Below are 24,977 nucleotides of genomic sequence, written 5' to 3'. Positions count from 1 at the left end.
AAACAATGACATAAAAAATCGGAAAACTACGTTGAAACCGTCTCATCCCTTCCCTCAAAAGGCCTTTCTCGTTCCCGTTTTGCCCAGGGCGCAACGGGATCATCAATGGATCACAGCGGCTCCCCGGTCCCCCTCTCCGACACATCCCAATCATTTCCATATGATCAGGCTTGGCTTATAGTGTGCAAAGTGTGTATGATAAGAAGGAACGGGAGGAATGATCCATGAAAAAAACGGATCTGGTCGAAAACGCGTTGCGATCATTAAGTGAACAATACCCCCGAGGGATCAGCGCGGAACAGATGGGGCGGGAGTTGTATCTGGATCGATCCACAGCCAGCCGTTATCTCAATGAATTGGTCAGAGAGGGAAAAGCACGCAAGATTCCTGGACGACCGGTGAGATATCTCCCTCATCCTCCCGCGAAAACAGAGGAAAACCCCGGCAAAGAGGCGGCCAATTCCATGCCTCCCTCTTCCCGTCAAGCGTTGGTCGGTGAACTGTTTGCCGATATTGTTGGGGCCAAACACAGTCTGCGCTCAGTTTTGGAGGAAGCACTCGCTGCCGTGATGTACCCTCCGCACGGATTGCCCATGTTGATAACCGGCGAGACCGGAACCGGGAAGAGCCATTTGGCCCACACCCTGTATCGGATCGCCGCGGACAGGGGCAGATTGCGGTACAACGCCCCGTTTGTCGCTTTTAACTGTGCCGAGTACGCCCAAAATCCCGAATTGCTCATGGGACAATTGTTCGGTATCAAGAAGGGGGCTTTCACAGGTGCCGCCCATGATCGGCCGGGTCTGGTGGAACGTGCTGACGGGGGCGTCCTGTTCCTGGACGAAATCCACCGTCTTCCTCCCGCGGGCCAGGAAATGCTGTTTTATCTCATCGATCAGGGCGTATTTCGCCGTTTGGGAGAAACATCCATGGAACGCCACGCCCGCGTCCTGTTGATCGGTGCCACCACCGAAACGCCGGAAACCGTGCTGTTGCCAACGCTCTACCGGCGCTTTTCCGTCAAAGTGGCCCTGCCGCCGTTGCGCGAACGCACACGTGAAGAACGGGAAATTTTGTTGCGCCGGTTTTTGGAGCGAGAAGAAGAGAAGATGGGCGTTCCGCTTATCATGAGCGACGAATGCCGACAGATGCTGTTGACTTATCCCTGCAAAGGGAATATCGGTCAATTGCAATCCGACATACAAATCGCCTGTGCCCGCGCTTTTCTTCGCCACCTTCAACAGCCCGGGCAACATGTCACCGTCACGATCGAAGATTTGCCGCAAACGGTATTGCGTGAAGCTCCGGAGAAAACGGCGGCCACAACCGTCGGAAAACCGCTTCCCCGCAAACAAGGGAAGATCGATCAGATCCCCAATATTTATGAACAACTGGTTCACCGCAAACAGTCATTGCAGGAAAGTGGAGCGGACCATGCCCGGATGACGCAATCTCTGGAGGAAGTGGTGGATCAATATGTCCGGGTATTGATGCAAACTTCCCGTCAGGATTTGGCCGATCTGTCGGGGAGCGCACGTCTGATTGAACCCGAATTGTACAAGCTTCTTCACGAAGCCGTTTCCGAAGCGGAGGCGTTCTTGCCTTCTCCGGTAAGTGCCCATCAGTTGGCCGCTGTGGGATTGCACATGCAAGCTTGGCTGAACGACCCCGAGCGGAGTAAAAAACTGTCCTCCCTGCCGGAGATTCCATCGGCCCCCGCTCCGTATACCCGTGCTGCAGAATGTATCGCCACCCGTGTCAAGACGCGCTGGGGATTGGATTTACCTGCAAGGGAAATCAGATTGATCGCACTGATCCTCTCGCCCCGGGATCAGGAACAATCCCCGGAACGACGGGTGGCCGTCCTGGTGGCCATGCACGGAGAATCCGCCGCGCGTTCGATGGCCGATGTGACCAACAGTCTGCTGGGATGTCCTGTCATTCATGCCGTTGATATGCCGCTTGATCAACCTTCATCGGTCGCATTTGAACGGATCACGCAAACCGTGCGACAGATTGATCAAGGGGCCGGTGTGTTGTTGTTGGTGGATATCGGCTCCTTGACCACCATGGGGGAAGCGATCAGCCGTGATTTGGGGATTGCGGTGGAAACCGTTCCTCACGTCAGCCTGCCAATGGTGATCGAAGCCGGACGAAAGGCATTGTATACGGAAAACCGACTGGAGGAAATCGCAGATGCCGTTCGCCGGGCGGCGCAATTGCCCACCCTGTCGAATCGGCCTCCAAACCGCATTATCGCCACGGTTTGTTATACCGGTGAAGGGGCTGCCGTCACATTGGAAAACTGGTTGAGGGAACATCTGCCGGATACGGATCACGACGTAACCGTTCGTTCCGTACGGATCGATCCGGAAAGTCGACGTTCCCCTCTGTTGGAACACCTCGCCCGTACGAACCGACTGATCGCAGTCGTCGGCACCGTTGCACCGGAACTGCCGGGTGTGCCTTATCTTCCCGCATGGGAACTGTTGCGGCCGGAAGGTGTGGGTCGGCTGAAACAATTGCTTTCAGCCACGCGTACTTCTCCCGTCTCCCCTTCCCGGTCCGACCGTTTGACTTATGACCGGATTCCGTCCTTGGTGGAACAAGGTTTGTCGGAAACGGCCCGCCATCTCAATCCGAGACTGTTCTGCCGAATCATGCAGAAAGAGATGGACGCGGTGCGAGAGCAGTTTGACCTGTCGGCGGACAGGGAATTGGGGTTGTGGATGCACGTCGGCACCTGGATTGACCAGTGGATTGGTGCCCAACTGGACGGACAAATTCCGGAATGTCCGCCGGAATCGGACGATTGCCCGCCTGCGGTGTCCTCCTCCAACATCCGTGCGTGGCAGCGGGTATTGGAAGCATTGTCCCAAACTTTCTCCGTGGACATTCCGGAACATATGGCCGTACACCTGTGCAGATTGTCATGCCGTCCGACAACATCACGTTTTTGACCAAACCGCACACAACCGAACCGAATAATGGTCATGGCTTTGATGTAATGGAACGGAAGTTATTCCCAAATGGGGCTTGGTACCAGGGTGTGTCTGGTGAATACCGCTCCATTGCTTTCCCGGCTCGCTCCGCCCGCGCCCTGCAATGAAGCAGATATGACCACGTCAGACCCGGAGCGCAGGACACTTCGCAGAGTATGCTTCGCTTCGAGGAAATTGCCCGCGATTTGATGACTGCGCTTCGGTCTTCGCTTTGAAACATTTCCTCCTTACGGCATAACCAGACACACCCTAGTGTGCAATGAAAGATTGCACACTATTTGTTGTTTGCAAATTGGCGAGCTTCTATTGATAATTGGCATGAAATTTGCGTTAAAATAAGGGGAGATTATGACTTTGTTGTTCCCAATACCGCAGACGGGTTCATTCCTTCACATCAAGTGATCCGGTGCTGGTTCCGGTTGTCGCGCAGTTGTCTCACACAACCCATTCAACACGCGGAGGGATTTTCATGAAAGAACCGATCCGATTGCTGATCTTGTGCAGTTGGGGTGCGACATCCAGCCGATTGGCCAAGCAGGTGCAGGAAGCCGCCGACCGCCGCGGGATATCTTTGATAGCGGATGCAGACGGCATCAGCGCTTTTAAACAAGGGAAAAAGCCGTGTGATGTCGCCCTGCTGGAGCCGCAGGTGCGCCACTTGAAAAAAGAGGTGTCCAAAGCGGCAAATGAACGCGGCATCCCTTGGGATCTGGTCGATCCGGTCGCTTTCGCCACCATGGACGGTGACCGGGTATTGGAACAGGTGTTGCGCTTGATTCAAAAGGATTAAACTTCCCCGAATCCCGCGCGATACCTGACCATGTCCCTCCGCCGTTCGGACTGGGTCGCAAATGGCGGATCCCGCCACCGAAGGAGTGAAAGCGTTGACTCTGGAGGAAATCATCTTTCAAATCGTCCTTCACGGCGGCAATGCTCGCGAAGAAGCCTACGAAGCACTGGATGCAGCTGAAAACTTCGATTTCGACACTGCAGAACACCACCTGAAAAATGCGGAAGAAGAGTTGGCCGCCGGTCACCGGTATCAAACGGAATTGGTGCAAACCGACTCCGATAACACCCTTGACACCGCCACCCCGTTTCTCGTCATCCATGCACAGGACCACTTGATGACCGCCATGGCGGAATTGAACCTGATCAAGCGATTGGTGAACAACTATCGAGTGATCGCGGATCTCAAAACGCGAGTAGAAAAATTGGAACAAGCGGAGTGATGGCACATGACGGAAAAAACACTGACCATTCAACATCCCAGTGGTTTGCACGCGCGTCCGGCTTCGTTGCTGGTGCAAGAAGCGAGCAAATTCGAAAGCAAAATCACCCTGGTGAAAGCCGAAAAAGAAGTTGATGCCAAAAGCTTGCTCGGCGTAATGTCCTTGGCCGTGAAACAAGGAGACGAAATCACGATTCGCGCCGAAGGAGCGGATGCCGAACAAGCTGTGTCCGCGCTGGTGGATCGCCTGGAAAACCTGGGAGAGTAACAAGCCGATGGAGGGGGATCACCTCCAGGTTCGTGGGCGTGTCTGTCAAGTGGTCAGATAAAGGGAACCCGTTCCCCGAAAGTGACTCCACCATGAGAGGAACCAGTCGGGGAAAGGGTTTCCGGATCGCCGCTTTGATCTGATCCATTTACCTGACACGTCCTAAACTTCCGGCTTACTGACAAACAGGATGAAGGAAGCGAAACCGCCTTCAACTGAGCAAAATACGGACAGCTATACGCAAAAACGGGATTGTCGACGAAAAGAGGGATTGGCATGCAAACCGACCAACTGTTGAAAGGCATCGGCGCGGCCCCCGGTTTGGCCATCGGCCGTGCCGTGTGGTGGCGTAAGGAGCGGCCTGAGTTTACCGTTCATACGGTCGAAGATCCGGAACGTGAAGTGACACGTCTGAAGCAAGCGATCGAGCAGGCTCAAGAGCAAATCAGCCGTTTGCGGGAAACCGCAGCCAAACGGATGGGCGAAAGCGAAGCGGCCGTTTTTGACGCTCACTTGGCATTTCTGAGCGACCCTGCCTACACCGGGGAGATGGAACGGCGCATCCGCGATGAAGCGAAAAACGCCGAAGCGATTTGTGCCGCCGTTACACAGGAAATGAGCGACATGTTGGCCGCTTTGCCTGACGAATACATGCAGGCTCGGGCAGATGACATCCGTGACGTAGGTGACCGTTTGCTGTTGATTCTCACAGGGCGTCAGCCGTTTGACCCATCATTGTTGGAACCCGGTTCCGTCGTCGTCGCAGAAGAGCTGACCCCGTCGGATACCGCGCAATTCCCGCAAGGTATCGCCGGCATGATCACCGCCCGTGGGAGCAAGACGGCACACGCCGCCATCATGGCCCGCACACTGGGGATTCCGGCCGTCTTGGGACTCGGACAAGCAATTGATCAGATCCAGGACGGCGACACATTGATTCTGGACGGAACGACGGGTGACGTAACCCGCAATCCTGCTCCGCAGGCCGAACAAGCGGCACGGGAAGAAATGCGCCGGCAACGGGAACGGCGTGAACAAGCCCTGGCGGCGGCCAAAGAGGATGCCCGCACGGCCGACGGCAAACGGGTTCAGGTGTTTGCCAACATCGGCAGCCTGAATGATATCGAACTGGCCCTGCAAAGCGGTGCAGAAGGGGTTGGATTGTTCCGAACCGAGTTTCTCTATCTGGAGAACGATCATTGGCCGACGGAAGAAGAGCAATACGAAGCATATCGCCGGGTCCTGGAAGCGTTCAATCCGAATCCGGTCATCATTCGTACCCTGGATATCGGGGGAGACAAGGATCTTCCGTACGCGGACCTGCCCAAGGAAGAAAACCCGTTCCTCGGCCATCGCGCCATCCGTTTCTGTTTCTCCCATCCGGAGATCTTCAAAACCCAGCTGCGCGCCCTGCTCCGTGCCAGCGTCCACGGAACATTGTGGATCATGTTCCCGATGATCGAGAATGTCTCGGAAATCCGCCAAGCCAAGGAACTGCTGGCGGAATGCCGGGCAGAGCTGGCGAAGGAAGGCGTTCAAGTCGCCGAAGAGATTCCCGTCGGCATCATGATCGAAGTGCCGGCCGCAGCGGTAACAGCCGATTTGCTGGCACCGGAAGTCGACTTTATGAGTATCGGCACCAACGACCTGACCCAATACACCTTGGCTGCCGACCGTGGCAACGAACAAGTGGCTCATCTCTACGACGCGGCCCATCCCGCGGTACTCCGTTTGGTTCGTCAAACCTGCCTTGCCGGAAAAAAAGCGGGTATCCCCGTGGGTATGTGCGGCGAACTGGCCGGTGATGCGAACATGACGGAAATCCTCGTCGGACTGGGTCTGGATGAGCTGTCCATGAGCGCCGGTGCCATTCCGGAAGTGAAAGAACGGATCAGAAGCGTACAAACCGGCGCAGCCGAAGCCAAGTCCGAACGGGCTCTCGCTCAATCCGATCCCGACGCGGTACGCCGCATCGCACAGGAATGATGAAAAAACCCACCCGTTAACGGGTGGGTTTGTTATTTTCCCAATCAACTCAGGCTTGACAACTGTGGACTGCTATTCCTTGGTATCAACGGAGATATGATTGCGTTGAAAGACGCCCCATGATGATGATCGTCAAGGGGCGTGTATTTTCATCCGACACCGTTTTAAACCGTAACTTCTTTTTTCTCAGTTAAAATAGGTTGAACGACCTCGATCGGACCTTCGCCGCGCTTCAGCATTTTCGGGAACGCTTGCGTCGGCTTCAGGACTTCCAGCATGTGCTGGATCGCCAGCATCGGATCAACCGTGTGGCCACAGGTATAGCAGTCCAACGCTGCAAACCCTTTTTCAGGATAGGTATGGATAGAAATGTGACTTTCTGAAAGCAATACCAAAACCGTAGCGCCCTGAGGCTCGAATTGTTTGGATTGAACGGATAATACCGTCGCTCCACACTTCTTGGCCGCATCCACCATTTGGCGTTCCAACCAGGAGGCGTCGTTGAGCAGATCAAAATCAACGCCCCACGCATCCATGGCCACATGTCTTCCGAAAGTGGAGTATTCCATACCTTTCGGCCCCCTTCCTAGGAAATATTTGGTCTTGAGCCAATATTCCGCTAGGATCTGCTCGTTCACCACGGGGGAAGGTTAGTCCTGTGAGGTCCCAACCCTTTAAGTGAATCCTGGATCCTACTAGCTCAATTTCACGAGTACAAACGTATCACATTTTGACAGGGAGTTCAATACCCCAAACGAGAGATTTTGACAAATCCCTTACATTCCCATAATGTTGAATCCGCCGTCCACAAAGATAACTTCACCAGTGATGCCGCGGGACAAGTCACTGCACAAGAACAGGGCCGTATCCCCCACTTCCGCGGGGTCTGTCGTCCGACGCAACGGCGCGCGTTCTTCCACGACATGCAGAATGGAGTTGAAGTCCTTTACCCCTTTGGCCGCCAACGTGCGGATCGGTCCGGCCGAAATGGCGTTCACCCGGATTCCTTCCGGTCCCAGTTCAGAAGCCAGATAGCGGACGCTTGCCTCCAACGCAGCTTTGGCCACGCCCATCACGTTGTAGTTGGGGAGGACACGCTCCGATCCCAGATACGTCATGGTGATGATGCTGCCGCCGTTTTTCATCAGCGGTTTGGCCGCTTTGGCACAGGCGACCAGAGAGTATGCACTGATATCCTGCGCCAGGGCGTATCCGTCGCGCGAAGTTTGGTAGAACGGGGCGTCCAGGTCTTCGCTCTTGGCAAACGCGATACTGTGCACCAATCCGTCCAAGCTTCCCCATTCTTCTTCAATCTTATGAAAAGCGGACTGAATTTGTTCATCCGATGTGACGTCGCATTCAATCAACATCGATCCCGGCATTTCGGCATCCACCAGTTCGCGCACTTTGCGTTCCAACCGTTCACCTTGGTATGTAAACGCCAGTTCTGCTCCGTGATTGTGCAGGGATTTGGCGATCGCCCAAGCGATGCTCCGCTTGTTGGCCACACCCATAATCAGCACACGCTTGCCTTCCATCAATTTAGCCATCTTTCATTCCCCTTCCATAAGGATCTATGCCTTCGATGCGGTCTCACACTCTGCGTTTAGTACCTGCTCCTAATTCCAACTAACAGCGTAACGAAAAACAGAGTGCCTGTCAATGTTCGTGAACGAGAACCGGAAAAGCGTGAGGATGGAACCTCGGGCAATTTCCTCTTAAGCAAAGTGCACCTTGCCCGCATCCTGACTCCCGGTTCGAAGGGCGCAGGTGGTGTCAGACACTCTCTGTCGACGATCTGTGGAAACTTGATCAGCAGTCGCAAAGAGATCTTTCCTTTTTGTCCCAAAATGGGTAGACTGGAAATGAATCGTCAGAAACTTTTCCGTCCAGAGGAGGAGAATCGCGTGAATCTGCAACACCCGCGCTGGGTGGCAACCATCATTCTCATCTTTTGTTTTGCCCACATCCTCGCATCCTATCCCGTCGCCCATGCCACCCGGGATACTCCGCCCCGACGCATGCTGTTAACCATCATGTCCACCAGCGACCTCCACGGATACATCATGCCGCTGGATTACACCAACAATGCACCGAAAGACCACGGTCTGGCCAAGATTGCCACACTGGTCAAACAAGTTCGTCAGCGCAATCCGCATGCCCTGCTTCTGGACAGCGGTGACACGATCCAGGGTTCGCCGATGGCCTACTACCACGCACGGGTGGACAACCGTCCGATTGATCCGATGATGCTGGTGATGAACCGTCTGCGATACGATGCCATGGCCATCGGGAACCATGAGTACAACTACGGTCCGCAGGTGTTTGAAAAAGCACGGGGTGAAGCGAAATTCCCCTGGTTGTCAGCCAACACCCTGATGAGAGGGACCGATCGGGTTTACACCAAACCGTACAAAATCATCAAAATGCCCAACGGTCTGCGCGTCGGCGTCCTCGGCCTGACCACGCAGTTTGTGCCGCGCTGGGAAGATCCCAAAAACATTCAGCATTTGGAGTTCGTGGATGTGGTGCAGGCAGCGAAAAAATGGGTGCCGATCATGAAGAAAAAAGAGAAAGCGGACGTGATCTTCGTCTCCTACCACGGCGGGTTGGAACACAAAACCGGACCGAACGGCGAGATCATCCCCGTACCGGAAAGCGACGGGGAGAATCAGGTGTATCAATTGGCCACGCAAGTGCCGGGGATTGACGTCATTTTGGCCGGTCACATGCATGTTCCCATCGCCGATGTCCGCGTGAACGGTGTCCTGATCACCGAACCCAACAAATGGGGCTCCCACCTGTCAGTGGTCGATATGAAACTGATCCAATCTCACGGCAAATGGATCGTACAGGAGAAAAAAGCGCAACTGCTCGAAGCGTCCCGAGTCCAACCCGACCCCGAAGTGCTCAAACTGATCGAATCCTACGAGAAACAAACGCAGGAGTTTCTGGACAAACCCGTCGGTAAGATCCAAGGTGACATGACGGTAAAGGACCCGATGTATACACGTACTCACGACACAGCGTTGATCCAGTTCATCAACAAGGTGCAGATGGAGGCAAGCGGTGCTCCGATCTCCTCCACGGCGCTGTTCAGCAACGATATTCGCGGACTGCCGTCCGATGTGACCATGCGCGATATTTTGGGAACCTACATTTATCCCAACACACTGAAAGTAATCAAAGTGACCGGCAAGGACATCAAAGACGCATTGGAACGATCGGCCACCTACTTTCAGCAAAACAACGGTTCGGACCCGATTGCGGTCAATCCAGCTTTCGAATATCCGAAACCGCAACATTACAATTACGACATGTGGGAAGGCATTCGTTACACCATCGACGTCTCCAAGCCGGAAGGGCAGCGGATCACCGAGCTGACCGATCTGAACGGGCAACCTTTGGACATGAACAAGGAATATGAGATCGTGCTGAACAATTACCGTGCCGGTGGAGGCGGCGGATATGACATGTTTGCCGGGAAACCGGTGGTACGGGAGGTCAATGTGGAGGTCTCCGAATTGATCACCAACTACATCCGCGAACACGGGACGGTGCAGGCGGAGACGGATGGAAACTGGAAAGTGGTTGGCGCCAAAATTGATTAGATCCGCATAAAAAACCGGCCGCACCCGTTCGCGCGGCCGGTCATTCATATTCCTCACACTTCATCCACATAATAGTCATGACTGTGAATTTCACCCAGAGATGCCTCATAATGAGCCAGATCCTCCGCTTTGAGGCGATCCAGCAACTTTTTGTATTCATCAGCGCGTGCATAAGCAGGTTCCGTTTCCAGCACTTTTTCCAACGCCCGGATAATGATGGGGCGCTCCTTGTCAGTCAAATACACGGCGGCTCCCTCCTTCATTCCCTTCCATTGATAGGATTCCCCCGGTTGCATCGATTAACCCCGAATGGAGGATTCAACCGTCGCCAATTGGAGGAAACAGATGAACGGATTCATCAAATTCATCATTTACGCCGCCATTCTGGAATCGGCCCTTTATTTGCTGCCCGGTGTACACTACCAACATGCCGCTGTTCCGTTCATTCTGGCTTTATTTTTTGCGGTCGTCGGCCATTTTGCCGACCGATGGATTTTGCCCCGGTTGGGGAACGGTCCTTCCACCGTGGCAGGAACCATTTTTATGATGACCGTCATCATCGTCGGATCGATTGAGTTGCCCTATTGGTGGATCTCTTTGTCCTCTGCCGTCATCATCGGTCTGATAATGGGCGCGGTGGAATGGGTGATGCACCGATACATACTTCGGTATCGGCACGGCAAAAAAAATGAAGGACGGTGACAACGGCATACGACCGTGAATCCGCCTCCATATTCAAAGCGATTTGATCAATATTGTCCAATATTGTCTGCATTGCTTTCCCGGCTCGCTCCACCGGCGACCTGCAAGGAAACAGCAGCTCCGAACCGGGGAGCGAAGGACGCGGGCAAAGTTGCTTCTTTCAGAGGAAATCGCCCTGATTCGATCCTTGCGCTGATCCGGTTCTCCGCTCGTCAGGGCTTGGGTCTCGTCGCTTATCAGGGAAAACATTTCCCTCTTGCGGAATTTAGCAAACACGCCCCGGATACGGCTCCAGAGCATGTCCCATCCATACAGCTTTTGCAGGGTGAAGCTTTATCCCCTCGCACGCCCGTTTTGCTTTCGCCCAAAGTCCATTCGATGGATTGAAGCCTCATATGCTTTACCAGCCTGCATCCGGATGCCGCTTCAGTTTGACATCCCGGAACAGCAGAAATTTCGACTGTTCCCCGATTTCATCCAACGGCTGATCGGTCACCAAAATCGTAAACGGCTCATATGCCCGTCCGTCCTGAAGCAAGGTTCCCGCATGCTCACGAGGAAACGCGATCGCCCGCTCTTCGCCGTTGGACATCCGGATGCAGAAAATATACGCTTTGGATTGACGATCATACAACCAAACATATTCGTATCCTCGGCTCGATGCTTCCAATTGACCCTGCCATTCCGGAACGGACAAAATCAGTACATCCTCACCATTCAACTCGGTCCATGCCCCATCGTCCGGCAAGACGGCCGAGCGCACTTGCGGTATGTATCGCCGCGTCATTCCGATTCCCCCTCATGATGTGGTGATATGTCTTTTTTCCACCAAACGCAACAAAAGAGGTACAATGCATGTCAAGTCCCATTTCTGATGCGGTATCTCCCGCCACGTATGAGCATCGCCAATGATCCATGTGGGAACCGGGTTGTCCGTATGGGTGCTCACACGAATATCCTCACTGTTACCATGATCGCTTACCAGTACAATCACATCATCCGTTTGTTTGCGGTCGACCAATGCACCGAGCCATCGGTCATAATGGTCAATGACGGTTCGCATCAACTCCTCGTCCTGTTTGTGACCAGCCAGATCGGACAAAAAATACTCATGAATGACCAGATCGTATTGCCGTGCCACATCCAGCAGATGATCGACGGCTGTTTCCGGTTCAATCACGGGTACATCGGGAATTTTTCGGGCCAACGTCCACCGGGTCAAATCATGATATACTCCTTTCCCGGCCAGCAATTCGGATAACATACGAACGGGCTCGCGGGAACTCAACAGGGCGGCAGTGGAGACGGACACCCATCCCCTGCGGGTGGCCGGACGTTGAAAGTACTCCGGCGTGTAACAATTGAGAAAGGTCGCACGCCATCCCCGCCGCTCCATCTGCAGATAAATATTGTCTGCCTGCACCCATTTTCGCAGACGTTGAAAAGGAAGGCCGCTCTGATGGGCCCCCATCGCTTTCGGCGCATTCCGTCCGGTGAAGATCGTGGCCTGACCCGTCGCACTCTGCGGTAACCCGGGCACACCCAAAGTAGCGTCCGTTTCCAGCAACACCATGTCCGAACCGATCTGTCCGACAGCTCCCCTGACCAATGAACGACCGCCCAGCAACCGGTCGATATGCGGAGTCGGCCGAACATACCATGGATTGTGATCGGACTCCTCCCCCAAACCGACTCCGTCGATAAATAACAGAATCACCGCCAACCTTGCTCACTCCATCCAATATTCGATTTTTATTGTATCACAGAGACAAGCGGAACGTGACGGCAATTGATCCGGTCACCCGGCAGTGACAGGGAAAAGGAAATCTGTTATCATCATTTCATCAACCGGACCAGATTCGACAAGGAGATTGAACGATATGAAACTGTTCAGTCAAATGAGCGAAGAAGAGCTTCGTTTGGAAATCGAGCGCCTGCAATTGGAAGAAGCACGCGCCCGCCGTTTCGGCATGACGAGTGAAGCCGAAGTTCTGCGTCAACGCCGGGCATTGGCCCGCTCCTATTTGACGGACGCTAAGCGCATCCGGACCGGTGACGTGTACGAGGTGGAGGATCATCCCAACCGTTTCCACGTCGAAAAAATCAATGGCGTCATGGCATGGGGCAAATGGGAAGGCAGATGGGAAACCGTCGCGATTCCAATCAGTCTCATCCGCATTCCCGAAGAAGATGACCGCTGATCGAGAACAAACAGATGATTCGGCATACCTTATCTACCATTGACCGGACAAGAAACACAAGGTTGATTGATCAATTTAAGAAACAGAATTCCACCCACAACCAATCCGATCCCCGCGGCAACACCTTCCCTCAGGCCGGTCGGCAGCAAGGGAAAGTTAAGAAGCCCGATTTCCAACAGGCCTCCAACCTCCAAACCGATCACCCAGACAAGCACTTTGCCGCTGACCGCTACAGCGTGTTCGCAACTGCTGCATCGCATCCTTTCAGCTCCTTCACTACAGGGTCAACCGATGTCCCCCCGGAGCGGAGGGGCAGTCTGTCATACAATCGATGTCTGAGAAAAATGATTTCCTTTCCATGATAACGGTTCTCGACTCTGACGTGAAGGGTCTTCGCGGTTTTGACACCTGATGCCTGTCGCTACCCAAAATGATTATGTTGTAAGTTTTTTGAACATAATAGGAATCAGGAGGTGTCAGCCATGTATTACGTCATCCGGGATTCTGAAAAATATCCGCCTTCCATCCTGAAGGAAGATGATTATTTCCAATGGTACAATCCAATGAAAAAAGATCATCGGGTGGAATTTCGCGGAAGCATGAACGAATGCTACGATTACATCCTGACCCGGTATTCCGACACGCGTATGTAACCGCTCGCAAACATATGGGTGTCTCGGGTTGAATTATCAGAAAGTTCCGCACGAAAAGTCAACCGGGGATTACCCCGGTTGACCGTTTCACCGCACTTTTTTCTCCCGTACGGGGGGCAACAGCTTTTTCATGTTGACCGTCCGTTTCGGTTTCCAAGTAGACGGATCGTTTTCGTCGAACTGCTCCAGATACTGAATCACTTCGCGCGTAATCGGCGTGGGTGTCGAAGCCCCCGCCGTCACTCCGACCAACTTTTTGCCAAACAACCACTCCGGCTGAATTTCCGTCACATCACTGACGCGAACCGCGTCAACACCGGCGATTTCCTTCGCCACCTGCGCCAAACGGTTGGAATTGTTACTGCGGGGATCTCCGACCACAATGACCAGATCCGTTCCCTTGGCTTGCTCGGCTACCGCTTCCTGCCGCTCTTGGGTGGCCAGGCAGATCTCGTTGTGGATCTCGGCAGTCGGATATTTCTCCCGCACTTTGTTCATCAGATGCGCTGTGTCCCACTGGCTCATGGTGGTTTGGTTGGTCACCAGCACCTTGTCCGTTTTGAGATCCAACTTTTCCACGTCCTCTTCCGTTTCCACCAGATGCACGTGACCCTTGGCCACCCCCATCGCTCCCTCCGGCTCAGGATGGCCGCTTTTGCCGATATAAACCACTTCATAGCCTTCCGCCACTTTTTCCTTGATCAATTCATGCGTGCGGGTCACATCCGGACAAGTGGCGTCCACAATCGTGAGACCTTTTTCTCGTGCCCGTCGCCGCACTTCCGGAGATACACCGTGAGCGGTGAAAATGACGGTTCCTTTGTCCACTTTCTCCAAAAGTTCCAACCGATTGGCCCCGTCCAATGTGATGATGCCTTCCTCTTCAAACGCCTTCACCACATGACGGTTGTGCACGATCATGCCCAAGATGTAAATCGGCCGCGGCAAATCCAGGTTTTTTGCCGCCTGCCGTGCCAAAACCATGGCATCAACCACACCGTAACAATACCCTCGCGGGGTGATTTTTCTCACTTCCATAAACCCATTCCCTCCTGCCCTGTTTATCCAGTCAGGGCCGCCTCTATTATATCCTTTTTCGGTGGTGGAACCAAGCGACCCATCCTCCGATGCACTGGACGTGTTTGACCGCAAAGTTGGGCATTTACACCCGGTACATCCGCGGCTGGACATTCATACGATACATTGTGATGTGCACAAAAAAAGACGCAAGGAGTGAAATCATATGGGTGAAAAACCGACATATCCGATGCCGCCGGCGCCGCCGCCGAAAGATTCCCACAAATACCCCAAACCCCACAAACCTCACAAACCCAGATGGCCCCATCACAAATGGCCTTGTCATCCGCATCATATGCCGTACGATCCCTACCATCATATGCACCACCACTATGTAGACCCGGCGATGATGCGCTATTGGTATCGCCACATGAGAATGTGCCACAAGATGGAAAAGAGGATGATGAGGCACTGGATGAGACATTACTGGGGTCATCATCGCTGGGACAGTTCTTCCCGCAAATGGGACAGTTCCTCCCGAAGATGGGACAGTTCTTCCCGAAGATGGGACAGTTCTTCCCGCACATGGGGCGGCGCCACCTGAGATTTCACCTTGATGGATCAAACCTCACAACACAACAGCCATCTCCTTTCCTCCCCGATGTTGGGAGGCTTTTTATTTTGCGAAAAGAAAGCCGCATCCGCCCCGACTCCCACGACCTTTCGGTCAGGGTGCAAGGCCAAGATCCGGCTTTGGATATGGAGCTTATCCATCTGATCTTCATTTGCTGTTCTTACCACGTTCGCGTATATACAGAGCCGTCAACACCAAAATAATGATAATCAAAAATGTGATAATGACCGTCGTCGCAACTTCTTGCTTCAACACTGGAATCCCTCCTCAACGCCTCCGACCGCCCGGTCGGTCGTTCCCGCGAATCATGAAGTTGCGTTGATTCCACAGACTGATTCGCCTTTATTTTACCGTCCGTGCGTTGTTTTGGACATCCCTATTTTGTGAAAGATTGGCGTATCTTTGACGGATTCCGTTACAGTGCAGGAAAAAAGCCGCTTCTTACTCAAAGCGCGTTTCGTTCCCGCAAAGGTTGTGCGAGGGCCAGTTCAGCCGCACTCTTGCCGGCCACAAAACCGGTGCAAGAGGCAGCGGTAATGTTGTAACCGCCCGTATAGCCGTGAATGTCCAGGATTTCGCCACAAAAATACAATCCGCGCATGATTTTGGACTGCATGGTTTTGGGGTCGATCTCCTTCACATGAACACCGCCACCGGTCACAAACGCTTTTTCCAGCGGCAATGTCCCGTCAATCATGACTGTCAAGTGTTTGGACTCCCGACAAAGGCGATGAAGCCACTCGCGGGAGAGATGGGATACGGTCAGATCTTCGGGAAGATGAGCCCGTTCCATCAAAACCGGGATCAGCCGTTCAGGCAGAAATGCTCGCAATGCGTTGCGCACCGCTTTTTTGGGATGTTGTTGCCTTACTTCCCACCATCGTTGTTCCAGTTGCCCCTGTGAATCATCGGGAAAGAGGTCAATGGCCAGCGGTGTCGAAGATGCACCTGATTTTTTCAGTGCTTTGACGACAAACTGACTGCATCTCAATGCCGCCGGACCTGAAAGACCGAAATGGGTAAAAATCATGTCCCCGCGATGTTGGACCAGCTTTTTTCCCTTGGGACTGTAGACGGTAACAACAACATCGCGCAAGGAAAGGCCTTGCAACACTCTGTTTTGAATCAAGGGATCGGACGACGTCAGCGGCACCTCTGTCGGGAACAGTTCGGTGATGGTATGTCCCGCTTCTTCCGCCCAAGCATAACCGTCCCCGGTGGAACCGGTCTGGGGAACCGCTTTTCCTCCCACCGCCACGACGACGGCCGGTGCCTCCCACACGTCGCCGTTTCGGCATAAGACACCCTTGACTTTCCCGTTTTCATACAAAACACGCTGAACCGGCATGTTAAGGCGAATATCGGTTCCCACCGATTTCACCCTTTTCACCAACGCGCGCACCACCGATTGCGCGCTGTCGGATACGGGAAACATGCGCCCATTGTCCTCTTCCTTCAACGGGACACCCGCTTGTTCAAAAAAACGAACCAAATCCCGGTTGTTGAAAATGGAAAACACGCTGTAGAGAAAGCGGCCGTTTCCCGGGATGTTCCGGATCAGTTCATCGATTTCCTTGATGTTGGTGACATTACACCGGCCGCCACCGGATATGGCCAGCTTTCTCCCCAGTTTTTCACCCTTCTCCAGCAGCAGCACTTTGGCACCGTGCATACCGGCTGACGCACTTGCCATCAATCCGGCCGGGCCACCGCCAATCACGATCACATCGTACTTCATCCCCAAGCTCCTTCACCTGATCTGCATGCCGTTTATTCCACTTTCGACGGTGCGGGCTTGGCCGGTTGCATATGATGAGTGGGTTCTGGATTTTTCCAGCTCAGACCTTTGGACAATTGTCCGTACAGTTCGTTCATCAGTTTTTCGTCGGAAAGTGGTCCATTCCGCTGCAACGCCCATTCCGCCGTCACTTCCACCACCCGCCCGGCTTTGACTGCCGGAAGTTTCCGCAGAACCGGGTCCTTTTTGATTTGCCCCGGTGAATCCGATGCCTGGCGCACGACGATCAACGTATCTGCGGGAAGGCCCGCTAATTTGGCACCGTCCAGATCCACGTACGGTTGTTTTTTCCTGGAAAAGGAAACGCTCAATCCCACATCGTCCAACAAAACGGCCAAATCCGACATTTTCGTGTACACCCGCACGCGGTGGGAACCCATCAATTCCACCGGTAATACTTTCATTCCCTGATACCGGGATGACAATGCGCGGACACGATCGGCCGTCTGCTGATTCCGCTTCAGCAATGCCTGAGCTTGTCCCGTTTTTTGGAACACCACGCCCAGGAGATTGGCCACCTTCTGCCAATGATCCGCTCCTGATCCCCGAACCACCAGGGTCGGCGCCATGGATGACAATTGAGGATACCATTGCTTTTGATTGACATCGGCGATGATCAGATCGGGTTTCAATTTGAGAATGGCGTTCAAATCCGGTTGCTGTTTGGTACCGACCCACTTGAAGTCGGGCTGTACACGTCCTTTCAAATAGCTTGGAATGTTTGTTTGTTTTTCATTCTCCCTGGCCACGCCGATCGGATGAATCCCCATGGCCGACGTGATTTCCAACAGATAGGGATCCGTCAGCACCACCCGTTTGGGCGGTGATTTCAACGTTGTCTCCCCCATCTCGTGATACACCGTCACCGGCGATTGCGAAGCAGAGACCGCCTTTTGCGACAGACAGCCGGTGAGGAGCAAACACAGACACAAACTCCAGATCATCCATGACCGCCCAACCGTCAACTTCACGGTACGGTGATTGAACATGGACCCACTCCTTACGGATAATATGGGAATTGTCGAAACACGTTTCAATATAGCCTAAGCCGATCAATCCGGCAAGGAAAAGAACCGTGAACAAATGAATTCCTCATTGAAATACATAAAACCGGACCTTACAGAAAGGAGAGATTGAAAAGGCGATTTCGGGTAAGCTGTTTCTCTCTCTCCTCTTTCACCAAGTTTAAAGGCCGCGCCCATGGTTGAGTTATGATAAAGGTACCGGCAATCCTTCATTCAAAAATTGAAAAAACAAATCCCGGCTTCCTAAGCGTACAGGTTGCCGGGATTCTTTTGACAATCAAACACCTTGGTGTACATTTAAGGTACTCCCCAAAAGAGGGATCGCAAACCTTAAGGACATCATCCCTGCCCGCCGACACTCTGAACCCATGCGTTCTGCTTCGACCGGAGTACGTAGTGGGTCAGCTCCTCCGTCATTTGCCAATAAGCGAACGGCGTGATCAGATAAATACCGCGGAAATGGGCCATCGCCACATCCAACAGCTCCCGGGCGATCGCCACGCCCATTTTTCTTCCCTCTTCCCCTTTCAGGTCTTTCATCCGCTCCAACACGTCCGCCGGAATTTTAATCCCGGGTACCTCATTGTGTAAAAAGAGCGCATTGCGGTAACCGGTCAACGGCATGATACCGATAAACACCGGGATGTCCAAATGGGCGGTTGCCTGGGCGATCTGGCGGATTCCATCGGCGTCGTATACGGGCTGGGTCATGATGAAATCGGCTCCGGCCTCCACTTTTTTCTCCAGTCGGCGAACGGCCGCATCCAAATGGCGCACGTGCGGGTTGAACGCGGCACCGACCACGAATTGTGCCCGTTGCTTCAGCGGTTTGCCGGAGAAGGAAATACCTTCGTTGAGCTGTTTGAGCATACGGATCAACTCAAACGACGTGACGTCGTAGATGGAACTGGCCCCGGGCAAATCACCGATCCGCGTCGGGTCCCCCGTGATGACCAGCACTTGGTCGATCCCCAGCGCATGCAGCCCCATCACGTGGGATTGTTGCCCAATCAGGTTGCGGTCCCGGCAAGTGATGTGAACCAACGGGTCAATGCCCAATTGCGATTTGACGATCGCCCCCAGCGCCATGTTGCTCATCCGCGTGGTGGCCAATGAATTGTCCGCCATGGTGATCGCTGCCGCTCCCGCCGCATGGAGGCGTGCGGCTCCTTCCAGGAACGAGGAAATTTCCAGATCCTTGGGCGGGTCCAGCTCCACGATGACGGTGTATTCCCGCTGCACCCGCTCGACGATCGTCGGTTTGGTTCGTTGGCGCAAATGGATCGGCACGCGGCGGGCGGACGTTTCTGTCTTGTTTTTCGGGTTCACCCGCGGCAGAGGGGACAAATCCCGAAGCGATTCGGCCATTGCCCGAATGTGCGCCGGCGTAGTGCCGCAACAACCGCCGATGATGCGCACCCCCTGCTCACGCAACCGCAATGCGGACTCACCGAAATAGGCAGGCGATGTCTGATATTCATAATTTCCGTCAACCAATCCCAACCGTCCCGCGTTGGGGAAAACCGAAATCCACACGTGAGAGGGAATCACGGTCTGTTCCAACGCGCGCAACAATTCGGTCGGCCCCAATCGGCAGTTGAATCCGACACCGTCCACCCCGCTTTTGGCCAAATGGGCGAATGCCTCATCCAACGTATAGGCATCCCGTGTCCGCGCCACTTCCATCAAAGCCAACTGGGCGATGACCGGCCGGTCCGTCAGCGGACGGATCACCTCCACGGCCAAAAGAAGCTCTTCCAAATCGAGAAACGTCTCCAACACGATCCCGTCCACCCCGGCGTGCAACAGCGCCGTGGCCTGTTCCTCATACATGTCGCGGTACTCTTCCGTGTCGTAATGCGGCACTCTCCCGGCCAAAATCGATCCGATCGATCCGACGACAAACGCATCGTCACCGACGGACGAACGGGCCACCGACACCGCCTCACGGTTGATCCGCGTCACTTTCCCCTCCAGTCCGTAGCGCTCCAATCGCTCCCGGTTGGCACCGTACGTATTGGTTTCGATCAGGCGCGCACCTGCTTCATAATAGGCGCGATGGACCGAACGGATCACATCCGGCTGCGTCAGTGACAGCTCCTCATAACAAATTCCCACCGGTATGCCCTGTTGGTACAGGTACGTGGCCATCGCCCCGTCGCCGACGAGCAAACCGTTTTGCAAACACTGGCGCAAATCTCGTCCGGACACCTTTCTCCCCCCTTATTCCGCATTGAAATATCGTGCTTCCGGATGGGCGAACACCATCGCGGACACTGATGCCTCCGGTTCCATCATCCACCCGTCCGTCAGGTGAACACCGATGTCCTCCGGTTCCATCAAAGCAAACAACTTTTCCTGATCTTCCAGACGGGGACACGCGGGATAACCGAACGAGACGCGAATCCCCTGATAACGGGCGCCGAAGCGTTCCTTCATCGTCATTTCCGGCGGATCGGGGAATCCCCACACGTCGCGCATCACCTGATGCAGCCGCTCCGCAAACGCCTCCGCCAATTCCAACGCCGTCGCCTGCAGGAGGTGGGAACGGAAATAATCGCCCCGTTGCTTCCACTCCTCGGCCAGCTCCCGGACACCCGCGCCCGCCGTCACGACCAGAAACCCGACCACATCCATCACGCCGGACTCTTTCGGCCGCAGGAAATCGGCCAGACACAGGTAGGGCGGCTTCTTCTGGCGGGGGAAATCAAACCGTTGCAACACACGGTTCGTGTCATTCGGGTCAAACACGAGCACGGCATCTCCATCCGCCTGTGCGGGGAAAAACCGATACATCCCGTGCGCCTGCAAAATCCCGTTTTCCCGCGCCTCCGCCAGCAGACGGTCCACCTCTTCCCTCAACCGCAACGCTTTTTCGTCGCCGCTTGCCAACAGCTGCTCCACATTGCCTTTGAGTCCCAGATGTTTGCCCAAGAGCATCTGTTCGTTGATGTACGGACGCAGGTGGGACAGCGGATAGTTCCGCAAAACGTGCCGTTCGAAATCCGGCGGGATAAATACCGGTGCTTCGCGGGAAACATCAGACCGTCGCGGTGCCTCTGACACCGTTTCTTCGCTCGGTCGAACCTCCACAGCGGTCGCCGCCGTGAGCTGCTCCTGCCACTGACGCTCCAACTGTTTCCGTTTGTCGGGGTCAGTCAGCCGGTTGGCCAATTCCAATCCGTCCATCGCATCTTTGGCGTACAGAACCAGCCCGTCGTATTCGGGGCGGATACGGGTTTCCGTGAACTTTCGGGTCAAAGCAGCCCCTCCCACCAACAAGGGAACGTTGATTCCTGCCGTTTTCAAATCCTGTGCGGTAATGACCATCTGTTGTGCCGATTTGACCAACAGCCCGGACAAACCGATGGCGTCCGGCTGTTCCTTGCGGCAGGCGGCAATCAGTTGCTCCGGCGGCACCTTGATCCCCAGGTTGACCACTTCAAATCCGTTGTTGGACAGGATGATTTCCACCAGGTTTTTGCCGATGTCGTGCACATCTCCCTTGACCGTGGCCAACAGAATCTTGCCTTTGATGTTCGACTCTGTTTTCTCCATAAACGGCTCCAGAAACGCGACAGCCGCCTTCATCACTTCGGCACTTTGCAGCACTTCGGCCACGATCAGTTGATTGTCGTTGAACAACCGTCCCACTTCGTCCATCCCGGCCATCAGCGGACCGTTGATGATCTCCAGCGGGCTGTACTTCTCCAGCGCCAGCTTGAGATCATCGATCAATCCGTCCTTGGTTCCCTCCACGATATATTGCGCCAGCCGCTCTTCCAACGGCAACGTTTCTCCCGATGACTTCGTCTCCGTTTTTTTGGCGCGGTAAAACTGGACAAACTCGGCCAACACTGCCTCATAGTTTTCATGGTTGGTCTCAAACAGCAACCGCTCCGCCAAACGGACTTCTTCCTGCGGGATGGACGCATAACGCTCCAGTTTTTCGGTATTGACGATGGCGTAGTCCAATCCCGTCTTGGTACAGTGATACAAAAAGACGGCGTTTAACACTTCCCGTCCCGCCGGCGGCAATCCGAACGACACGTTGGAGATGCCCAGGATCGTCTGGCAACGCGGCAAACGTTCCTTGATGAGACGAATGCCCTCCACGGTTTCCTTGGCCGATCCGATGTACGCTTCATCACCCGTCCCGACGGGGAAAACCAGCGGGTCGAAAATGATGTCCTCTTCCGGAATGCCGTACTTTTCCGTCAACAAGCGGTAGGAGCGTTCAGCCACCTCCCACTTCCGTTCGCGGTCGACGGCCATGCCCCGTTCGTCGATCGTGCCCACGACGACCGCCGCGCCGTAGCGGTGAATCAGGGGCACCACCCTTTCAAAGCGCTCTTCCCCGTCTTCCAGGTTGATCGAATTGAGAATGGCTTTGCCCTGCGAAAACTTCAACGCCTCCTCCATTACCTCGGGCGATGTGGAGTCGATCATCAGCGGCGCTTTGATCACCTTGACGGCATAGGTCAAAAACCGCCGCATATCCTCCAGTTCGTCCCTGTCGGGATCAGCCAGGCACACGTCAATCACCTGAGCGCCGTTTTTCACCTGTTTTCGGGCGATTTCCGCAGCGGCTTCATATTCCCCTTCCTGGATCAGGTTTCGGAATTTGCGCGACCCGATCACGTTGGTCCGCTCACCGACGAGAATCGGTCGATTGTCCGCTTCCACATAAACGGGTTCGATGCCGGATACCGCCGGGATGCGCCGTTCCGGTACGGGACGGGGGCGTTTGTCCTTCAGCGCCTCCGCCAGCGCACGGATGTGATCCGGTGTCGTACCGCAACATCCGCCCGCCATATTGAGCCACCCGGCTTCGGCAAAGGCAGCCAACTTGGCGGCCAGTCCCTCCGGCGTTTCATGATACCTTCCCTCTTCGTCCGGAAGACCGGCGTTGGGATAACAGCTTACCCCACAACCGGCCATCGAAGCCAGCGTCCGCAAGTGGTCACGCATAAATTCCGGGCCGGTCGCACAGTTCAACCCCACGGACAAGGGGCGGAGATGGGAGATGGACACGTAAAAGGCCTCCACATTTTGCCCGGCCAACATCGTGCCCATCGGTTCGATCGTGCCGGAAATCAGAATCGGCACTTCGGTTCCCAACTCCGCAAATGCCCGCCGGATTCCGATTCCGCCCGCTTTCACATTCAGCGTGTCCTGGGATGTCTCCAGCAGCAACGCATCCACGCCGCCCAACAACAGTGCACGCGCCTGTTCGTAATACGCATCCACCAGTTGGTCGAACGTGACACCGCCCGTCACCGAGAGCGTCTTGGTTGTCGGTCCCATCGCCCCGGCCACATACCGGGGAGAACCGTCCCGCTTCCATTTGTCAACGGCTTTGCGGGCGCAGGCCACCGCTGCGCGGTTGATCTCTTCCACACGGTTTTCCAGTCCGTACTCGGCCAGCACCACCGACGTGGCACCGAACGTGTTGGTCTCCACAATGTCTGCTCCCGCTTCCAGATACGCTTCATGAATGGATTGGATCAGGTCGGGGCGTGTCAGGTTGAGTATTTCGTTACATCCCTCATACTCTTCACCACCAAAATCCTCCGCCGTCAAACGGGCATTTTGCAGCATCGTTCCCATCGCGCCGTCCAGAATCAGGATTTTTTCTCTCATCCGTTCTGCCAACGGTTGAATACCCATGGCCATCATCCTCTTTCCTTCCATCAAATAAAAAACCTTTCATCTCTGATCGGATGAAAGGTTGGCGTCGTAAACGCGCAAACTCTCATCTCCCAGAGATACCCTCTGCAGGAATTGGCACCACATTTGAAAGGCAATCCCTCTCAAATAGGTTGCCGGGCTTCATCGGGCCAGTCCCTCCGCCACTCTGGATAAGAGTTCCGCTAATCGGATTATGTGATTTTTTCGGAACAGACGAACGAAAAGGATTTGGAGATAAATATACAAAAAGAACGGGGCACCTGTCAATTGATTTCAGATCTTTGATTCGGGTGAACCTTTTTCCTCCCGCTCCGACTCGAGCGTGTCTGGTCCATATGGTCCGCATTGTTTTCCCGGCTTTCTCCCCAGAACCTCCCGAAAAACGGATCATGTCCGCTTCGAACCGTTGGGCGAAAGAACCAAGCCAAGTGCGCTTCGCTCAGGGATGCTCGCAATGGGGTTCCTCCGACGCTTCGTTCTGCCGTCAACCCGGAAAGGATGCCTCCCTGACTAACCAGACACACCCTCCTCCATCCTCTCTTTCACCATACTATATGCGCTTTGAAAGAAACTTTTCTCCGTGTTTGTCCGACCGGGCCGCCCGTTTTTACTTCTCAGGTGCCCACACGCTCCTTCGTCCCGTTCTGCCGCCGGCAGATCGTTGCCACCGCCTGAGCAACGGTCAACCGATCGCAACCGTTATGCATCCCGTTCCGTCACCGTTTCAACAGCCTCGTCCGTTGCTCCCTTCCGGGCCGCCATCAGGAACCAAGTGATCAATACAAACGCCGTCAGTGCCAAAAAGGGAATGGTGACAAATCCGAACCAGTTGATGTATTCGCCCGTGCACGGCACCCCGCGCGTGCAGGGAGTGAACGACTTCATCGCCGGTACCTTTTGCAGCAGATAATGATAAAGCGAAATGGAACCGCCGATCACACTGAGCGGAAGCGTGTAGGAAATGATCCCCCGGTCATCCCGATAACTGGCGATTCCCAGCAACACCGTCAACGGATACATAAAAATCCGCTGGAACCAGCACAACTTGCACGGTTCAAACATCGCGATCTCGCTGAAATACAAACTGCCCCCCGTCGCAACCAATGACACCACCCATGCGAAATACATTCCGTATTGCCGAATCCACCCCATCATACC

General features: G+C 54.5%; 21 protein-coding genes and 1 riboswitch. Of the genes, 9 read left to right on the top strand and 12 right to left on the bottom strand.

Annotation, left to right across the window (positions count from 1 at the left end; translation table 11 throughout):
• Positions 1–224 precede the first annotated feature (224 nt).
• The 5 genes from JQC72_RS12700 to ptsP all read left to right on the top strand — a co-directional run bounded on the left by JQC72_RS12700 (position 225) and on the right by ptsP (position 6,487).
• Positions 225–2,960 (top strand): sigma 54-interacting transcriptional regulator, encoded by a 2,736-nt coding sequence (locus JQC72_RS12700; protein WP_205496207.1) that lies wholly within the window; start codon positions 225–227, stop codon positions 2,958–2,960.
• A 511-nt stretch (positions 2,961–3,471) separates the two neighbouring features.
• Complete coding sequence (locus tag JQC72_RS12695) at positions 3,472–3,792, top strand: PTS sugar transporter subunit IIB (protein WP_205496199.1); 321 nt, start codon at positions 3,472–3,474, stop codon at positions 3,790–3,792.
• A 94-nt stretch (positions 3,793–3,886) separates the two neighbouring features.
• Positions 3,887–4,234 (top strand): PTS lactose/cellobiose transporter subunit IIA, encoded by a 348-nt coding sequence (locus tag JQC72_RS12690; RefSeq protein ID WP_302104833.1) that lies wholly within the window; start codon positions 3,887–3,889, stop codon positions 4,232–4,234.
• Positions 4,235–4,240: 6 nt separating this feature from the next.
• Positions 4,241–4,501 (top strand): HPr family phosphocarrier protein, encoded by a 261-nt coding sequence (locus tag JQC72_RS12685; RefSeq protein ID WP_205496197.1) that lies wholly within the window; start codon positions 4,241–4,243, stop codon positions 4,499–4,501.
• Positions 4,502–4,777: 276 nt separating this feature from the next.
• Complete coding sequence (gene ptsP, locus JQC72_RS12680) at positions 4,778–6,487, top strand: phosphoenolpyruvate--protein phosphotransferase (protein WP_205496196.1); 1,710 nt, start codon at positions 4,778–4,780, stop codon at positions 6,485–6,487.
• Between the two features lie 164 nt (positions 6,488–6,651).
• Here ptsP and speD read toward each other — a convergent pair whose 3' ends face one another.
• Both speD and fabI read right to left on the bottom strand, forming a co-directional pair.
• Positions 6,652–7,056 (bottom strand): adenosylmethionine decarboxylase, encoded by a 405-nt coding sequence (speD, locus tag JQC72_RS12675; RefSeq protein WP_205496195.1) that lies wholly within the window; start codon positions 7,054–7,056, stop codon positions 6,652–6,654.
• A 207-nt stretch (positions 7,057–7,263) separates the two neighbouring features.
• The gene (gene fabI / locus JQC72_RS12670) at positions 7,264–8,037 is read right to left on the bottom strand and encodes an enoyl-ACP reductase FabI (protein WP_205496193.1); all 774 of its coding nucleotides are present in this window, start codon (positions 8,035–8,037) and stop codon (positions 7,264–7,266) included.
• 357 nt (positions 8,038–8,394) lie between these two features.
• Here fabI and JQC72_RS12665 point away from each other — a divergent pair, with 357 nt between their 5' ends.
• The gene (locus JQC72_RS12665; protein ID WP_335342459.1) at positions 8,395–10,098 is read left to right on the top strand and encodes a bifunctional metallophosphatase/5'-nucleotidase; all 1,704 of its coding nucleotides are present in this window, start codon (positions 8,395–8,397) and stop codon (positions 10,096–10,098) included.
• A 53-nt stretch (positions 10,099–10,151) separates the two neighbouring features.
• On the opposite strand, the gene JQC72_RS12660 is transcribed toward JQC72_RS12665, so the two are convergent.
• On the bottom strand, positions 10,152–10,394 hold the full coding sequence (locus tag JQC72_RS12660; protein WP_205496191.1) for a hypothetical protein: 243 nt from the start codon (positions 10,392–10,394) through the stop codon (positions 10,152–10,154).
• 49 nt (positions 10,395–10,443) lie between these two features.
• On the opposite strand from JQC72_RS12660, the gene JQC72_RS12655 reads away from it, so the two are divergent.
• Positions 10,444–10,800 carry a DUF2512 family protein gene (locus JQC72_RS12655; protein ID WP_205496189.1) on the top strand — a complete coding sequence of 119 codons (357 nt, stop codon included), beginning with the start codon at positions 10,444–10,446 and terminating at the stop codon, positions 10,798–10,800.
• A 400-nt stretch (positions 10,801–11,200) separates the two neighbouring features.
• Here JQC72_RS12655 and JQC72_RS12650 read toward each other — a convergent pair whose 3' ends face one another.
• Both JQC72_RS12650 and JQC72_RS12645 read right to left on the bottom strand, forming a co-directional pair.
• Positions 11,201–11,587 carry a hypothetical protein gene (locus JQC72_RS12650; RefSeq protein WP_205496187.1) on the bottom strand — a complete coding sequence of 129 codons (387 nt, stop codon included), beginning with the start codon at positions 11,585–11,587 and terminating at the stop codon, positions 11,201–11,203.
• Positions 11,588–11,599: 12 nt separating this feature from the next.
• Positions 11,600–12,517, bottom strand: coding sequence for a hypothetical protein (locus JQC72_RS12645; protein ID WP_335342469.1), 918 nt, complete (start codon positions 12,515–12,517; stop codon positions 11,600–11,602).
• 163 nt (positions 12,518–12,680) lie between these two features.
• Here JQC72_RS12645 and JQC72_RS12640 point away from each other — a divergent pair, with 163 nt between their 5' ends.
• A complete protein-coding gene (locus tag JQC72_RS12640; RefSeq protein WP_205496183.1) occupies positions 12,681–13,001 on the top strand; it encodes a DUF1811 family protein in 321 nt (106 codons plus the stop codon).
• 29 nt (positions 13,002–13,030) lie between these two features.
• On the opposite strand, the gene JQC72_RS12635 is transcribed toward JQC72_RS12640, so the two are convergent.
• A complete protein-coding gene (locus JQC72_RS12635) occupies positions 13,031–13,261 on the bottom strand; it encodes a hypothetical protein (protein WP_205496180.1) in 231 nt (76 codons plus the stop codon).
• Between the two features lie 222 nt (positions 13,262–13,483).
• Between JQC72_RS12635 and JQC72_RS12630 the strand changes: the two genes are divergently transcribed.
• A complete protein-coding gene (locus JQC72_RS12630; RefSeq protein WP_205496177.1) occupies positions 13,484–13,654 on the top strand; it encodes a hypothetical protein in 171 nt (56 codons plus the stop codon).
• Between the two features lie 87 nt (positions 13,655–13,741).
• On the opposite strand, the gene JQC72_RS12625 is transcribed toward JQC72_RS12630, so the two are convergent.
• The 6 genes from JQC72_RS12625 to JQC72_RS12600 all read right to left on the bottom strand — a co-directional run bounded on the left by JQC72_RS12625 (position 13,742) and on the right by JQC72_RS12600 (position 24,971).
• Positions 13,742–14,692 carry a 4-hydroxy-3-methylbut-2-enyl diphosphate reductase gene (locus JQC72_RS12625; protein WP_205496176.1) on the bottom strand — a complete coding sequence of 317 codons (951 nt, stop codon included), beginning with the start codon at positions 14,690–14,692 and terminating at the stop codon, positions 13,742–13,744.
• A 1,058-nt stretch (positions 14,693–15,750) separates the two neighbouring features.
• Positions 15,751–17,043: a BaiN/RdsA family NAD(P)/FAD-dependent oxidoreductase gene (locus JQC72_RS12620; protein WP_205496174.1), complete on the bottom strand. Its 1,293-nt coding sequence runs from the start codon at positions 17,041–17,043 to the stop codon at positions 15,751–15,753.
• A gap of 32 nt (positions 17,044–17,075) precedes the next feature.
• Positions 17,076–18,092, bottom strand: a complete 1,017-nt coding sequence (locus JQC72_RS12615) for an ABC transporter substrate-binding protein (RefSeq protein WP_205496172.1) — start codon at positions 18,090–18,092, stop codon at positions 17,076–17,078.
• Positions 18,093–18,467: 375 nt separating this feature from the next.
• The gene (locus JQC72_RS12610; RefSeq protein ID WP_205496170.1) at positions 18,468–20,339 is read right to left on the bottom strand and encodes a bifunctional homocysteine S-methyltransferase/methylenetetrahydrofolate reductase; all 1,872 of its coding nucleotides are present in this window, start codon (positions 20,337–20,339) and stop codon (positions 18,468–18,470) included.
• A gap of 12 nt (positions 20,340–20,351) precedes the next feature.
• Complete coding sequence (gene metH, locus JQC72_RS12605; protein ID WP_302104832.1) at positions 20,352–23,798, bottom strand: methionine synthase; 3,447 nt, start codon at positions 23,796–23,798, stop codon at positions 20,352–20,354.
• Between the two features lie 82 nt (positions 23,799–23,880).
• Positions 23,881–23,996, bottom strand: a riboswitch (SAM riboswitch).
• Between the two features lie 522 nt (positions 23,997–24,518).
• Positions 24,519–24,971: a disulfide oxidoreductase gene (locus tag JQC72_RS12600; protein ID WP_205496487.1), complete on the bottom strand. Its 453-nt coding sequence runs from the start codon at positions 24,969–24,971 to the stop codon at positions 24,519–24,521.
• Positions 24,972–24,977: the final 6 nt, after the last annotated feature.

Source organism: Polycladomyces zharkentensis, assembly GCF_016938855.1.
Classification (GTDB): domain Bacteria; phylum Bacillota; class Bacilli; order Thermoactinomycetales; family JIR-001; genus Polycladomyces; species Polycladomyces zharkentensis.
Note: the sequence above shows the minus strand (reverse complement) of the source record. Positions and strands in the feature narration are given on the sequence as shown.

Bases quoted from the DNA above. Each gene is read 5' to 3' on its own strand.
- JQC72_RS12700 (WP_205496207.1), top strand. From the start codon at position 225: ATGAAAAAAACGGATCTGGTCGAAAACGCGTTGCGATCATTAAGTGAA.
- JQC72_RS12695 (WP_205496199.1), top strand. From the start codon at position 3,472: ATGAAAGAACCGATCCGATTGCTGATCTTGTGCAGTTGGGGTGCGACA.
- JQC72_RS12685 (WP_205496197.1), top strand. From the start codon at position 4,241: ATGACGGAAAAAACACTGACCATTCAACATCCCAGTGGTTTGCACGCG.
- ptsP (WP_205496196.1), top strand. From the start codon at position 4,778: ATGCAAACCGACCAACTGTTGAAAGGCATCGGCGCGGCCCCCGGTTTG.
- speD (WP_205496195.1), bottom strand. From the start codon at position 7,056: ATGGAATACTCCACTTTCGGAAGACATGTGGCCATGGATGCGTGGGGC.
- fabI (WP_205496193.1), bottom strand. From the start codon at position 8,037: ATGGCTAAATTGATGGAAGGCAAGCGTGTGCTGATTATGGGTGTGGCC.
- JQC72_RS12660 (WP_205496191.1), bottom strand. From the start codon at position 10,394: ATGCAACCGGGGGAATCCTATCAATGGAAGGGAATGAAGGAGGGAGCC.
- JQC72_RS12655 (WP_205496189.1), top strand. From the start codon at position 10,444: ATGAACGGATTCATCAAATTCATCATTTACGCCGCCATTCTGGAATCG.
- JQC72_RS12650 (WP_205496187.1), bottom strand. From the start codon at position 11,587: ATGACGCGGCGATACATACCGCAAGTGCGCTCGGCCGTCTTGCCGGAC.
- JQC72_RS12640 (WP_205496183.1), top strand. From the start codon at position 12,681: ATGAAACTGTTCAGTCAAATGAGCGAAGAAGAGCTTCGTTTGGAAATC.
- JQC72_RS12635 (WP_205496180.1), bottom strand. From the start codon at position 13,261: ATGCGATGCAGCAGTTGCGAACACGCTGTAGCGGTCAGCGGCAAAGTG.
- JQC72_RS12630 (WP_205496177.1), top strand. From the start codon at position 13,484: ATGTATTACGTCATCCGGGATTCTGAAAAATATCCGCCTTCCATCCTG.
- JQC72_RS12625 (WP_205496176.1), bottom strand. From the start codon at position 14,692: ATGGAAGTGAGAAAAATCACCCCGCGAGGGTATTGTTACGGTGTGGTT.
- JQC72_RS12620 (WP_205496174.1), bottom strand. From the start codon at position 17,043: ATGAAGTACGATGTGATCGTGATTGGCGGTGGCCCGGCCGGATTGATG.
- JQC72_RS12615 (WP_205496172.1), bottom strand. From the start codon at position 18,092: ATGTTCAATCACCGTACCGTGAAGTTGACGGTTGGGCGGTCATGGATG.
- metH (WP_302104832.1), bottom strand. From the start codon at position 23,798: ATGGGTATTCAACCGTTGGCAGAACGGATGAGAGAAAAAATCCTGATT.
- JQC72_RS12600 (WP_205496487.1), bottom strand. From the start codon at position 24,971: ATGGGGTGGATTCGGCAATACGGAATGTATTTCGCATGGGTGGTGTCA.